The sequence below is a fragment of the Arthrobacter sp. NPDC058288 genome (assembly GCF_042880995.1).
Classification (GTDB): Bacteria; Actinomycetota; Actinomycetes; order Actinomycetales; family Micrococcaceae; genus Arthrobacter.
In genome coordinates, this window is sequence record NZ_JBHVYH010000002.1 from 293,010 (window position 1) to 305,734 (window position 12,725).

The window sequence follows — 12,725 nt, forward strand, 5'->3', positions numbered from 1 at the left end:
ATCTCTGCGAACAGCTTCCGCTGGTCTGGTCGAACGATCAGAATTGATCGGTTCATCAAGTGCTTCAAGTCTGTCCCGGCCCCTTGTAGGCTCACAAGACCGATCAAGTTAAGCCCACGTAAAATGCATGCAACGGATGCCACTCCAGAGCCGTCGCGTGTCCCGGCAAACACTGAGGAGCCCGTAATGACCACACTGTCGGATCGACCCAACACCGCCTTGCTGGTGATCGACGTCCAGAACGGAGTGGTGGCCGATGTGCACCGGCGCGACGCCGTCGTCGCCAATATCGCCGCCCTCGTTGACAAAGCGCGGGGCGAAGGCGTGCCGATCGTCTGGGTCCAGCACTCGGATGAGCAGCTGGAAAAGGGAAGTGATGCCTGGCAGTACGTTCCGGAACTGCAGCGGCAGGATCCGGAACCGCTGGTGCACAAGTCGTTCGCGGACTCCTTCGAGGACACCGACCTCGAAGATGTGCTGGCCGGAGCAGCGGTCGGACGCCTGGTGGTGACCGGCGCGCAGACGGATGAGTGCATCCGCTCCACCATCCACGGCGCCTTTGTCCGCGGCTACGACGTGACCCTCGTTGGCGATGCGCACACCACGGAGGACCAGAGCGAGTGGGGTGCCCCGCCGCCGGACAAGGTCATTGCGCACACCAACCTCTACTGGAAATATCACACGGCTCCCGGCCGCACGGCTGCGGTTGAGGACAGCAAGGATGTAACTTTCGCGGGCTGAGCCGGGCAATCCGGGAGAATGGGTCCCGGCAACAGGCCTCTTGGCGAGGCCGCGGGATCGAACTGGGTGGAGCTGTGGTGGAAGTTGACGTCGTCGTGGTCGGCGGAGGCGCGATGGGATCCGCTGCCGCGTGGCAGCTTGCCCGCCGCGGCAGGTCTGTGGTCCTGCTGGAGCAGTTTGAACAGGGGCATCACATCGGCGCCTCCCACGGTGCGACCCGCAATTTCAACATGGCCTACGCCGAGGCCGACTACCTGGACCTGGTCACCGAGGCCAAAGACCTCTGGGGCGAGCTTGAGGGGGAAACAGGCACGCAGCTCCTGGACCTCGTGGGCTTGGTGAACCACGGCAACGTCCGGCGGCTGCGGGAGGTCCGTTCGTCGCACGCGGCACGGGGCATTGAGAGCCACTTCATTCCGGCAGCCGAGGCGGCGGAGCGCTGGCGGGGCATGAACTTCCGGAGCGACGTGCTGGTGGTGCCCGGTTCGGGACGGGTCCGCGCCGCCGACGCGCTGCTGGCGCTGCGCCAGGCCGCCGAGGCGCACGGCGCCCGCTTTGACTACTCAACGCCGGTCCGCGACATCCGCGTTGACGGCGACCGCGCCGTCGTCGTTATCGACTCCGGCGAGATCACCGCGCGCCGTGTGGTGGTCACCGCCGGCGCGTGGACCGGCAAGCTCCTCGGGAACCGGGTCACGCTGCCGGAGCTTGTGGTCACGCAGGAGCAGCCTGCGCACTTCACGCCGCTGGACGACTCGCTGGCCTGGCCCAGCTTCAACCACAACCCGGACCCGGATGATCCCCGCGACGCGTACTGGTACAGCCCCGTCTACGGCATGCTCACCCCTGGCGAGGGCGTCAAGGCGGGCTGGCACGGCGTGGGGCCCGTGACGGACCCGGACGCGCGCAGCTTTACCCCCGAACCTGTCCAGCTGGAGGCGCTGGTGCGTTACGTCCGGGAGTGGCTCCCGGGCGTGGACGCGGAGTCGGCGGTTCCCATCAGTTGCACGTACACCAGCACCGCCAACGAGGACTTCGTGCTGGACCGTTTTGGTCCGGTGGTGGTGGGAGCGGGCTTCTCCGGCCACGGGTTCAAGTTCACGCCGGCCATTGGCCGGGTGCTTGCAGACCTCTCCGACGGCGGGGGCGCGCCCGCCCGCTTCACCGCCCGGCGCTAGGTTCAGGCCCCCGGGCGGCAGGACGGATTTCTCCGGAGCAGGTAGCGTAGGGTGACATGCGCAACGGTCGAATGCTTCCCTGCATCCTCGCGGTGCTGTCCGTCGCCGCAGCCTTCTTCCTGGGTTTCGCTGCACCTGCAAGTGCCGAACCCTGCCCGGACAAGCAGGTTCCGGCTGCCGCGGGCCGTTTCTGCGTCTCCGGCGGGCCGCCTTCCCCGGCGCCCACATCGCCTGCAACTGCACCGGCAGGAGCAGTCAGCCCCGGACCCGCGCAAGGCGGCGCCGGTCCCGCAGACACACAGCCCCCAGGCCCCGGTTCCGGCGCGGATAACGTGCCGGCGCAGCAAATCGTCGCCAGTGAGGGTTCAGCCCCCGCCCCCTCGGCGTCCGCCGGGGCGCCGTCCGCCGCAAGCTTTACCGCGCCGCCGGCGGGCGCGGCATCGCCGGTGCCGTCCCGCTCAGCCCGTACGCTGACAGCGGCACCTCCGGATTCCGGCAGGGCCGGGGAGGCGACCGTTCCCCTCGCGGGATACCTGGTCGCCCTGGGCGGCGGGATGCTCCTGCTCTCCTCGGCGTTTGGTTTCATGAGGTTCCGCCCCGCAGCCCGCTGACATTCAGGAAGGCCCGCCATGACTACCGCAAACGCCGTTGACGAGCTCACCGGGATAGCCGGCTTCGCCGCCCGCGGCATCGATGCGCTGGGGGAGTGGGGCGTCGGACTCTTCACCTTTGCCGAAACCATCATCCCGCCCATCCCCAGCGAGGTCATCCTGCCGTTGGCGGGTTTCCTCACCAAACAGGGGAGCATGAGCCTGGCCCTCGTGTTCCTCACCAGCACCCTGGGCGCCTACGCCGGCGCGCTCCTGCTGTACTGGATCGGCGCGAAGCTTGGCTTGGAGCGGTCCATCCGCGGGCTGTCCCGCCTGCCGCTGATGGACCGGGAGGACTTCGAGAAGGCCGCCGACTGGTTCCAGCGCCACGGCAAGTCGGCGGTGTTCTTCGGCCGCTTCCTGCCCGGGGTGCGCAGCCTGATTTCCCTGCCCGCCGGTGCGGAGAAAATGAACCTGGCCACGTTCAGTATCTTCACGATTGCCGGGAGCGGGCTTTGGAACGGCCTGCTGATCGGCCTCGGCGTGCTCCTCGGAGCGCAGTACCACCTCATCGAGGAGTACTCCAAATACCTTAATTACGCCGTCTATGCCGCGCTTGCAGCCGTGATTGCCTGGGTTTCGATCAGGGCGTACCGGCGGCAGCGCGAACGGGTGGACCAGAACCGGGGCTGAGGGACGCCCGTCAGGCTGTTGATCCCCGGATCACCAGGGAGCTTTCCAGCGTCACCTGGGGCTGCTCCAGCGGACGGCCCTCCATGAGGGAGCGCAACTGCTCGCCGGCCTTCAGTCCGAGGGGCGTGGCCGGCAGATGCACGCTCGTCAGGCCCGGATTGCTGGTGGCGGAATACGGCAGGTCATCGAAACCCGCCACCGCCAGCTCTTCGGGGATCCGAACCCCCGCAACGCGGGCTTCCTGCAGTACGCCGTAGGCGTGCGTATCGGTACCGCAGACGACGGCGGTGACCCCGTTCCGCCGCCACTGCGGCCATGCCCGGGCGAACGCCGCGGCCGCCGTCCCCACGTCGATGGTGGTGCTGATGATGCATTCGGACGGCACTGAGATCCCGCGCGCCGAAGCCTCCTCGAGGAACGCGGTGCGCCGCACATCGAACGTGGCCGTTCCCGTCACGCTGTCCACGTACGCCGCGCATTTGTGCCCAGCCGCGGCCAGGTGCGCTGCCAGCTCCCGCGCGCCGTGCGCCACATCGAGGTTCACCGACGGGGCGTAGGCCTCGAGGCCGGGAGCGTCCAGCAGCACCAGCGGGCCCGTAGTGGACAGTTCCTCCAGGAATTCGGCGTCGGGGGCATCCACCAGCAGGCCTGCGGGCCGCAGCGCCATCAGCTTCCGGACATCGTCGGCCTGCGGAAACTCGCCGGCCTCCGTGACGGACAGGAGCAGCTGGTAGTCGGCGCCCAGCGATTCGCGCACGCCGGCGATCACCTTGGCGAAGAACGGGTTGGAGATGTCCGGCGCCACCAGGATGACAATCGAACTCACTCCCTTGGCCAGGGAGCTCCCGATGCCGTCCACCACATAGCCCAGTTCGGAGATGGCGTCCCGCACGCGCGAAATGTTGTCTTCCGACACGCGGCCGCGGGTCTTGCCGTTGGCCACCAGGGAAACGGTGGCCGTGGAAACCCCCGCGCGGGCGGCAACCATGGCCGCCGTGACCCGCGGCGCTGCGGCCCTGGGTCCGGTGCCCGGTTGGTGCTGTACGTGGTGCGCGGATTCCATACCCTCGATCGTAGTGGGCGCGGTGAGCCCTTGTGCCGCTCCACCTGCGGATCACCCCCCGCGTGGCGTCAAGCGCTTAACGCCATTAACGTTAAGCGCTTGACGTAACCCTTCGTAAGGTGCCATGATCTCCCTGTTTGCTTTAGCACCCTGCCTCCGGGCGGGCCCCCAACGACGTGGAGATAGACGTGGACCCCAACCCCGTGACCCCTGCCCGCAAGAAGATCATCCTGGACTGCGACCCCGGGCATGACGACGCCGTGGCCTTGCTGCTGGCGCACGGCAACCCCGATATCGAACTGCTTGCCGTCACCACGGTGGTGGGCAACCAGACCCTCGAAAAAGTCACCCGCAACGCCCTGTCCGTCGGCACAATCGCCGGCATCACGGGCGTCCCCTTCGCCGCCGGCTGCGACCGCCCGCTGGTGCGCACCATCGAAACTGCGCCGGACATCCACGGCGAAACCGGCATGGACGGCCCCGCCCAGCCCGAGTCCGCCATCCAGCTGGACCCGCGCCACGCCGTCGACCTCATCATTGACACTGTGATGGCGCACGAACCCGGCACTGTGACCCTGGTCCCCACCGCCGGCCTCACCAACATCGCCATGGCCGCCCGCAAGGAACCGCGCATCGTGGAACGCGTCAAGGAAGTGGTCCTGATGGGCGGCGGCTACCACGTGGGCAACTGGAGCGCCGTGGCGGAATTCAACATCATCATCGACCCAGAAGCCGCGCACATCGTGTTCAACGAGGCATGGCCCGTGGTGATGGTGGGCCTGGACCTCACCCACCAGGCGCTGGCCACCCCCGGGGTGGTGGAGAAGATCGCCGCCGTGGGAACCGGACCCGCCAGGTTCGTCCTGGAACTGATGGAGTTCTTCACCAAGACCTACAAGGACGCCCAGGGCTTCGACCACCCGCCGGTCCACGACCCCTGCGCCGTGGCTTACGTGATCGATCCCAGCATCGTCACCACCCGCAAGGTTCCGGTGGACATCGAACTGCACGGCAGGCTGACCCTCGGGATGACCGTTGCAGACTTCCGTGCCCCGGCCCCGGCAGACTGCAACACCTCCGTCGCCGTGGACCTGGACCATGCACGGTTCTGGGACCTCGTCACCGACGCCCTCATCCGAATCGGCGAACCCGTGCTGGCGGCCCCGGCCGTCGTCACAGCCGGCGCAGCAGCCGGAGGGGTCAAGTAAATGACCACGCTCACCGAAACCAAAACCACCCGCGGCAACGTCACCGCCCTGATGGTGGCCCTGCTGGCCTCCTGCGTGGCGTTCCAGCTCAACGCCTCCATGCTCAGCCCGGCCCTGGTGACCATGGGGAAGGAACTCAACACCGACCAGGCCGTCATCGGCCTGTCCCAGACCTGGTTCTTCACCGCGGCCGCGCTGTTTTCCCTCTTCCTGCCGCGCCTGAGCGACATCATCGGACGGAAGAAGATCCTGATCGGCATGATGCTGCTGATGGCCGTCGGTTCGGTCATCGCCGCACTGGCCCCGGACGTCACCTGGCTCTTCGTGGGGCGCATCATCCAGGGCGTCAGCGGTCCCACCGTGCCGCTGTGCCTCATCATGCTGCGCTCCGCGGTCAGCAACCCGCGCAAATACGGGACGCTCATGGGCCTCATCACGGCAGTCAACGGGGGCGTGGCCGGCGTCGACTCCTTTGTGGGCGGCTACTTTGCCGAACACTTCGGCTTCCGCAGCATCTTCTGGCTCATGGTGGTCCTGGCCCTGGTGGCCATCGCACTGATCGCTCTCCTGGCCGGCGAAAGCAAGCCCGCGGCCGGCACCACGATGGACTGGCTCGGCGTCTTCTTCATTGTTGTTGCTGTCGGCGCGCTACTGACCGCCCTCAATGAGGGCTCCAAGCTGGTGGGCGGCTTCTCGGCGGGCACCCTGATGCTGGCCATCGGGCTGGTGGCGGTCGCCGCCGTCGCCTTCTACGCCTTCTGGACCGTCGAAAAGCGTTCCAAGGAGCCCATGGTGGAGATCGTGCACCTGCGCCAGCGCTCCACCTGGGCGCCCCTGTTAACCACCACGCTCACCATGACCGGGATTTTCGCCGTCATCAACGGCATCGTCCCGGCGTATGTGCAGGCGGCCGCTCCGGGCTTCGGAGTGGGTCCCACGGAAATGTCGCTGATCATCCTGACCCCGTACGCCCTGCTCGGCTGGGTGGTTGGCCCGCTCAGCGGCCGGTTGGCACCGGTCCTTGGATACACCAGGGTGCTGCGCATCGGCCTGCTGGGCAGCATCGCCGCGCTGGCCCTGATCGCCTTCTTCGGCCTGGGCAGCCTGCCGATGATGGTCGCCGGTACGGTCTTGCTGGGCATCATGTACGCCGGTACGGTCAACATCATGCTGAACGGACTCGGAGTGGTGCTTTCGCCCGCCGGAAACCCGGGCTTCCTGCCCGGCATGAACGCCGGTGCCTTCAACCTGGGCGCAGGGCTCAGCTTCCTGGTGCTTCCGGCCGTGCTGGTGGCAACCTCGGCGCTCGGGGACGCCAAGGCGTCGTACCTGACCGTCGTGGTGGTCGGCCTGGTCATCACCGTTGCCGCCTTCGGTGCCTCGCTCCTGATCCCCAAGCCGGTTGAAGCCGAGGTGGCCGAATGAGCGCCGCAACGGACGCGCACGGCCGGATCGTCGTCGTCGGCTCCCTGAACGCGGACCTGACCATCTACTGCGAACGGCTCCCGCTGCCGGGCGAGACAGTGCACGGCACCGGATTCGCCGTCAATCCCGGCGGCAAAAGCGCCAACCAGGCCGTGGCGGCAAGCTTGCTGGGCGGGGCAGTCAGCCTGGTCGGGGCAGTGGGGGACGACCCCAACGGCGAGATGCTCCTGTCCTCCACCGCGGGCGCCGGCGTGGACATTTCGCATGTGCGCACGTCGCAGTCCGCGGCCACGGGAGTCGCCGTGATCGCGGTGGACCAGCACGGCGAGAACAACATCATCATTTCCGCCGGAGCCAACGGAACCCTTGCGCCCGCCGATGTCGCGGCGTCCGCGGACGCGTTCGACGGCGCCTCCGTGGTGTGCCTCTGCCTCGAGGTCAGCCTGGACACTGTGGAAGCCGCCGCCGTCAAGGGGCACGACGCCGGTGCGACGGTCCTGCTGAACCTCTCGCCTTACGGCGAAATCCCGCAGAGCCTGGCGGACCTGACCGACGTGCTCCTGGTCAACGCGCACGAAGCGTCGCTGTTCCTGGGGGCAGGGGAGATGCCTGATGCCGAAGCGGACGACGCCGCGTGGGACCAGGTCCGGGAGCGCTTCGCCGCGCGCGGCTTAAAGCGGGTCGTGGTCACCCTCGGATCCAGCGGGTCGGTTGTCCTGGACTCGGCGTCCGCCGGCGCGGACCGTGTTACCAGGATCGCTCCGGTCAAGGTCCATGCTGTGGACACCACGGGCGCCGGCGATGCCTTCACCGGCGCCGTGGCCGCACGGCTCGCCGCCGGTGAGCCGCTGGCCGAGGCCGCTGCGTTCGCCTCCATAGCTGCGGCCCTGGCCGCAACCCGCAAGGGCACGCAGGCTGCGTACGCCGGTGTTGCTGACGTGGAGCGGAAGCGGGCGTAGCCGCCGAGATGGTCAGCATGATCCGCGCAGCCCCGCCCTATTCCCCGTGGACTTCGGCCTGCTTCTCCTCGGAGCGGTCAAGGTACGCCAGCAGCAGCTCGGCGGCCCGCTCGAACTCGCCGGCCTCCAGTGCCTCGCAGATCTCCTCGTTGTCCTTGAGGTAGCCGCTGTAGAAGTGCGCATCCATCGTGGCCTTGTGGAAGAACAGCCGCATCTCGGCCAGGACCTGGGACATGATGGTGTTCAGCCGGCGGCTGCCGGCCATGGCCACGATGGCGCCGTGGAAGTGCTGGTTTGCGGTGCCCAGCCCCTCGTCGTCGTTCGCGGCGGCCGCGAGCTTGCCTTCCTCCACCGCCGCCCGCACGGCCGCCACCGCTTCCGGGCTGCCCCCGCCGCGGATGGCGCTGACTTCGATGGTGCGGCGGACGGTGTAGACGTCGTGGATATCGCCGGCTTCCAGGCTGGCTACAAAAACCCCGCGGTTGGGGTGCCGGATCACCAGCCGTTCGCTTGCAAGCTCGGCGAAAGCTTCGCGCACCGTGTTGCGGGAGACGCCGAGGTCCTCGGCAATCGTGGATTCGGTCAGCCGTGCGCCCGGGAGCAGGATTCCTTCAGCCAGTTGCAGGCGCAGTTCATCGGCCACCCTGTCCGCCACCGACGGCACGGCGACGCGCAGCCGGGCTGCTGCCGTTGATGCGCTTGAGAGTGCTGTGGAGTTGCCCCGGGTTGCTGCTGCAGAAGTGGCCATACTCCAGAATTTACACGATCGTCACATCGTTGAATCGAAGGATTGTTGAACAATCGCTAAATTTGGTGCATCCTAGTAGGAGTAAATCGATGAGACGAGGATCACAATGGTGTATATGGATCTGAACAGCGACGTAGGCGAGTCCTTCGGCCGTTGGACCCTGGGTGACGACACGGCGATGTTCCAATCCGTGTCCAGCGCCAACGTGGCCTGCGGTTTCCACGCGGGCGATCCCACCGTTATCCGCCGCACCTGCCGCGAAGCCGTGCAGGCCGGCGTGATGATCGGTGCCCATGTGGGTTACCGTGACCTCTCCGGATTCGGCCGCCGCTTCGTGGACATCGATCCCAGCGAACTGGCGGACGACATCGTCTACCAGATCGGTGCGCTGCAGGCGCTGGCCGCCACCGAAGGCGCCCGCGTCCGCTACGTGAAGCCGCACGGCGGCCTGTACAACGCGATCGTCTCCCACACCGCCCAGGCACGCGCCGTCGTCGACGCCGTCAAGTCGATCGACGCCTCACTCCCCATCCTCGGCCTTCCCGGCTCGGAGGTGCTTCGCCTGGCAGAAGCAGCCGGACTCCGCGCTGTTTCCGAAGCCTTCGCCGACCGCGCGTACAACCCCGACGGCACGCTCGTTTCCCGCTCGCTCCCCGGAGCCGTCCTGCATGACCCGGCCCAGGTGGCCGAACACGTCCTGCGGATGGCTGCCGACTCCGCCATCCGCACCGTGGACGGCTCCATCCTGAGAATCAATGCAGACAGCATCTGCGTCCATGGCGATTCCCCCGGGGCCGTTGCCATGGCTGTCGCAGTGAAGGCTGCGCTTTCCGACGCCGGCATCACCATCAAAGCTTTTGCCTAAGACCGCGTTCGCCTGAACGGCCTACGCCTCACCCCGCCACCGCTTCGCGGAGTAAAGAGTTCCGCCCAGCAACCGCGCCCAGCACGCAGGCAGCACCACCGCACCCCTGAAGGAAAGACCATGACCACACACCACTCGGCCGCCCGTACCGGCCGGAAGATCCCGCCCGGCGCCCTGAAGGCATACATTGCCAGCCTGACGGGCACCTCGCTGGAGTACTACGACTTCGCCATCTACTCGGTGGCCTCGGCGCTGGTCTTCCCCAAGATCTTCTTCCCGGGCAACGACGAGTTCGTAGGACTCCTGCTTTCCTTCTCGGCTTTCGCCGTAGGTTACCTGGCACGGCCCATCGGCGGCGTGATCTTCGGCCGCCTGGGCGACAAGATCGGCCGTAAGCACGTCCTTGTGGTCACCCTGATGCTGATCGGCGTCGCCACTGTCCTCATCGGCCTGCTCCCCGACTACTCCGTTATCGGCGTGGCAGCACCCACCATCCTGGTGCTCCTGCGCCTGGCCCAGGGCATCGGCGTCGGCGGCGAATGGGGCGGTGCCGTCCTGCTCTCCAGCGAATTCGGTGACGCCAACAAGCGCGGCTTCTGGTCCTCCGCGGCCCAGATCGGGCCGCCGGCCGGAAACCTGATGGCCAACGGCGTCCTGGCTGTGCTGGCGGCCACCCTCAGCAACGAAGCCTTCCTCTCCTGGGGTTGGCGCGTAGCCTTCCTCGCCTCCGCCCTGCTGGTGGTGTTCGGCCTGATCATCCGCCTCAAGCTTGAGGAAACCCCTGTCTTCAAGGCCATCGCGGCCCACGGCGAACAGCCCAAGGCCCCCATCACCGAGGTGTTCACCAGGGAACCGCGCGCACTGATTGCCGCCGCCCTGTCCCGGGTCTGCCCGGACGTCCTCTACGCCCTGTTCACCGTGTTCGTAGCCGTCTATGCCACCAAGGAACTCGGCCTGACCACCGGCAACGTCCTCACCGCCATCCTGATCGGCTCGGCGTTCCAGCTGTTCCTGATCCCGCTGGCCGGCGCCCTGACGGACCGCTTCAACCGCCGCCTGGTCTATGGCATCGCAGCGGTGGGCACCGCCCTCTACATCCCGCTGTTCTTCCTCATGATCGATGGCAAATCCGTGCTGATGCTTATCATCGGCGTGGTGATCGGCCTGGCGTTCCACGCCTTCATGTACGGCCCGCAGGCCGCCTACATCACTGAGCAGTTCCCGGCCCGCCTGCGCTACGCCGGCAGCTCGCTGGCCTACACCCTGGCCGGGGTGATCGGCGGAGCCGTGGCACCGTTGATCTTCACCGCCCTCTACGCGGTCTCCGGTGACTGGTTCCTGATTGCGGCCTACCTCCTGGTGGCCGCGGCAGTAACGGTGGTGGGCCTCGCCCTCGGCCGCAACCCGCAGACCGCTGAAGAAGAGCGCCTCTTGGCGGACTCCCACGCCTAGCCGGCGCGGGAAACCTATCCGGCACGAAACCCGACCACGCCCCCGGCAACGATGAAAGCAGCAGCTATGGAAACCCTGACCGTCCACAAGGTCCTCTCGGTGCGGCCCGTGGGCACGCGTGCGGTGCTCGCGGAGCTCCCCGGAACGCAGGAGGTCCTCGCCCTCCAGACCCTGCTCCTGGAATCGCCGCTGCCGGGCCAGGTGGACGTGCTGGCGGCAGCGCAGACCGTCATGGTCCGCGCGGACTCGCCGGCGGCTGCCCGCCGCATGGGCGCGCTCCTGCTGGAGCTGGACCTCACCGCTCGGGCCAAACAGGACGGCGGCCTGGTGTTCATCGACACCGTGTACGACGGCGAGGACCTCGCCGAAGTGGGACGGCTCACCGGCCTGGGGGCGGAAGGCGTCATCAAAGCCCACACCGGCCAGGTCTGGACGGTGGCCTTCGCCGGGTTCGCACCCGGTTTCGGTTACATGGTGGGGGAGAACCAGACCCTCGAAGTGCCGCGCCGGAGCTCACCGCGCACTGCCGTGCCCGCCGGATCCGTGGCCCTGGCAGGCAACTATTCGGCGGTGTATCCGCGCAGGTCCCCGGGTGGCTGGCAGCTGATCGGCCGCACCGGCGCCCGCATGTGGGACCTCGACCGGGCCGAACCGGCCCTGGCCAGCCCGGGGCACCGGGTCCAGTTCCGCGCCGTCCGCGAAGTTGTGACCATGGCACCGGAGCCCGCAGCGTCCGAAGCCGCACCGGCCGCAGGAACGCCGGAGGGGCTGCCGGGCCAGGAAACACGTTCCGGGCTGCGGGTCGTTTCACCCGGGCTGCAAAGCCTCATCCAGGATCTTGGCCGGCACGGCCACTCCGCCCTGGGCGTCTCTGCCGCCGGCGCGCTGGACCGGGCTTCGCTACGCCGGGCCAACCGGCTGGTGGGCAACGGTTCTTCCGCCGCAGCCATCGAAAGCGTGGCCGGCGGTCTACGGGTCCAGGCCGTCGGGGACCAGGTCCTGGCCGTCGCCGGGGCGCCGTCGACACTGACCATTGATTCGCCGCCGGACGCTGAACCGGACGCTGAATCCGGCGAGGGTTACGACGCCGGCAAGCCTGCCCGGCAGCGCATCGTCCCCATGGCCACCCCGTTTGCCCTGCTCGACGGTGAAATCCTTACCCTCGGCGCACCGGAATCCGGGTTCCGCAGCTACCTGGCCGTCCGCGGCGGGGTGGACACCGCGCCGGTGCTGGGCAGCCGTTCCACCGACACGATGTCCGGCATCGGGCCTGCTCCGCTCGCCGCGGGCCAGCTCCTCGCATCCGGCGACGTCACCGAATCCGGCGTGGTGGGCAGCCCCGAACTCCAGCCGGACTTCCCCGGGGACGCCGTCACCGTACTGGACATTGTGCCGGGACCGCGGGCCGACTGGTTCGATCAGGCTGCCATGGACTCCCTGTGCGGGCAGGACTGGGTGGTGAAGCCGCAGTCCAACCGGGTGGGCATGAGGCTGGATGGCACGCCCCTGCAGCGCAGCCGGCAGGGCGAACTGCCCAGTGAAGGCACCGTGGCGGGCGCCATCCAGGTCCCGCCCGAGGGCCTCCCCGTCCTCTTCCTGGCGGACCACCCGATCACGGGCGGCTATCCGGTGATCGGGGTGGTGGTGGACCACCAACTGGACCTTGCCGCCCAGGTGCCGATCGGCGGCAGCATCCGCTTCCGCGTTGTCCCCGAAGAGGCTTCCGCCGAACCGGCTGCCCCGGAACAGGCTTCCGCTGTACAGACGTCCCCCGAACAGACTTCCCAAGAAAAGTGAGTAACT

At 67.9% G+C, this 12,725-nt stretch carries 12 protein-coding genes; 10 read left to right on the top strand and 2 right to left on the bottom strand.

What is annotated here, in order from left to right; translation table 11 throughout:
* The first annotated feature begins 186 nt into the window (after window positions 1-186).
* The 4 genes from ACFVWT_RS10150 (at window position 187) to ACFVWT_RS10165 (ending at window position 3,202) form a co-directional block, all read left to right on the top strand.
* Window positions 187-741 (top strand): cysteine hydrolase family protein, encoded by a 555-nt coding sequence (locus tag ACFVWT_RS10150; protein WP_390247636.1) that lies wholly within the window; start codon window positions 187-189, stop codon window positions 739-741.
* Window positions 742-818: 77 nt separating this feature from the next.
* Window positions 819-1,919, top strand: a complete 1,101-nt coding sequence (locus tag ACFVWT_RS10155) for an FAD-dependent oxidoreductase (RefSeq protein ID WP_390247842.1) — start codon at window positions 819-821, stop codon at window positions 1,917-1,919.
* A gap of 56 nt (window positions 1,920-1,975) precedes the next feature.
* Complete coding sequence (locus tag ACFVWT_RS10160) at window positions 1,976-2,530, top strand: hypothetical protein (protein ID WP_390247638.1); 555 nt, start codon at window positions 1,976-1,978, stop codon at window positions 2,528-2,530.
* A gap of 18 nt (window positions 2,531-2,548) precedes the next feature.
* Window positions 2,549-3,202, top strand: coding sequence for a DedA family protein (locus tag ACFVWT_RS10165; RefSeq protein WP_390247640.1), 654 nt, complete (start codon window positions 2,549-2,551; stop codon window positions 3,200-3,202).
* Between the two features lie 10 nt (window positions 3,203-3,212).
* Here ACFVWT_RS10165 and ACFVWT_RS10170 read toward each other — a convergent pair whose 3' ends face one another.
* A complete protein-coding gene (locus ACFVWT_RS10170) occupies window positions 3,213-4,190 on the bottom strand; it encodes a LacI family DNA-binding transcriptional regulator (protein WP_390247843.1) in 978 nt (325 codons plus the stop codon).
* Window positions 4,191-4,441: 251 nt separating this feature from the next.
* Between ACFVWT_RS10170 and ACFVWT_RS10175 the strand changes: the two genes are divergently transcribed.
* Genes ACFVWT_RS10175 through ACFVWT_RS10185 form a run of 3 tightly spaced genes read left to right on the top strand, consistent with a single transcriptional unit; the run spans window position 4,442 to window position 7,857 of the window.
* On the top strand, window positions 4,442-5,473 hold the full coding sequence (locus tag ACFVWT_RS10175; RefSeq protein WP_390247642.1) for a nucleoside hydrolase: 1,032 nt from the start codon (window positions 4,442-4,444) through the stop codon (window positions 5,471-5,473).
* Complete coding sequence (locus ACFVWT_RS10180) at window positions 5,474-6,898, top strand: MFS transporter (protein ID WP_390247644.1); 1,425 nt, start codon at window positions 5,474-5,476, stop codon at window positions 6,896-6,898. It begins immediately after the preceding gene.
* The gene (locus ACFVWT_RS10185; RefSeq protein ID WP_390247646.1) at window positions 6,895-7,857 is read left to right on the top strand and encodes a ribokinase; all 963 of its coding nucleotides are present in this window, start codon (window positions 6,895-6,897) and stop codon (window positions 7,855-7,857) included. Before ACFVWT_RS10180 ends, ACFVWT_RS10185 begins: the two co-directional genes overlap by 4 nt.
* Before the next feature lie 37 nt (window positions 7,858-7,894).
* Here ACFVWT_RS10185 and ACFVWT_RS10190 read toward each other — a convergent pair whose 3' ends face one another.
* Window positions 7,895-8,605, bottom strand: a complete 711-nt coding sequence (locus ACFVWT_RS10190; protein ID WP_390247648.1) for a GntR family transcriptional regulator — start codon at window positions 8,603-8,605, stop codon at window positions 7,895-7,897.
* 106 nt (window positions 8,606-8,711) lie between these two features.
* Here ACFVWT_RS10190 and ACFVWT_RS10195 point away from each other — a divergent pair, with 106 nt between their 5' ends.
* The 3 genes from ACFVWT_RS10195 (at window position 8,712) to ACFVWT_RS10205 (ending at window position 12,719) form a co-directional block, all read left to right on the top strand.
* Window positions 8,712-9,470 (top strand): LamB/YcsF family protein, encoded by a 759-nt coding sequence (locus tag ACFVWT_RS10195; protein WP_390247650.1) that lies wholly within the window; start codon window positions 8,712-8,714, stop codon window positions 9,468-9,470.
* 120 nt (window positions 9,471-9,590) lie between these two features.
* The gene (locus tag ACFVWT_RS10200) at window positions 9,591-10,922 is read left to right on the top strand and encodes an MFS transporter (protein WP_390247652.1); all 1,332 of its coding nucleotides are present in this window, start codon (window positions 9,591-9,593) and stop codon (window positions 10,920-10,922) included.
* A gap of 66 nt (window positions 10,923-10,988) precedes the next feature.
* A complete protein-coding gene (locus ACFVWT_RS10205; RefSeq protein ID WP_390247654.1) occupies window positions 10,989-12,719 on the top strand; it encodes a carboxyltransferase domain-containing protein in 1,731 nt (576 codons plus the stop codon).
* Window positions 12,720-12,725: the final 6 nt, after the last annotated feature.

Excerpts from the sequence above, each read along its gene's own strand:
- ACFVWT_RS10160 (WP_390247638.1), top strand. The coding sequence starts at position 1,976 with ATGCGCAACGGTCGAATGCTTCCCTGCATCCTCGCGGTGCTGTCCGTC.
- ACFVWT_RS10150 (WP_390247636.1), top strand. The coding sequence starts at position 187 with ATGACCACACTGTCGGATCGACCCAACACCGCCTTGCTGGTGATCGAC.
- ACFVWT_RS10190 (WP_390247648.1), bottom strand. The coding sequence starts at position 8,605 with ATGGCCACTTCTGCAGCAGCAACCCGGGGCAACTCCACAGCACTCTCA.
- ACFVWT_RS10195 (WP_390247650.1), top strand. The coding sequence starts at position 8,712 with ATGGTGTATATGGATCTGAACAGCGACGTAGGCGAGTCCTTCGGCCGT.
- ACFVWT_RS10180 (WP_390247644.1), top strand. The coding sequence starts at position 5,474 with ATGACCACGCTCACCGAAACCAAAACCACCCGCGGCAACGTCACCGCC.
- ACFVWT_RS10170 (WP_390247843.1), bottom strand. The coding sequence starts at position 4,190 with ATGGTTGCCGCCCGCGCGGGGGTTTCCACGGCCACCGTTTCCCTGGTG.
- ACFVWT_RS10165 (WP_390247640.1), top strand. The coding sequence starts at position 2,549 with ATGACTACCGCAAACGCCGTTGACGAGCTCACCGGGATAGCCGGCTTC.
- ACFVWT_RS10205 (WP_390247654.1), top strand. The coding sequence starts at position 10,989 with ATGGAAACCCTGACCGTCCACAAGGTCCTCTCGGTGCGGCCCGTGGGC.
- ACFVWT_RS10200 (WP_390247652.1), top strand. The coding sequence starts at position 9,591 with ATGACCACACACCACTCGGCCGCCCGTACCGGCCGGAAGATCCCGCCC.
- ACFVWT_RS10185 (WP_390247646.1), top strand. The coding sequence starts at position 6,895 with ATGAGCGCCGCAACGGACGCGCACGGCCGGATCGTCGTCGTCGGCTCC.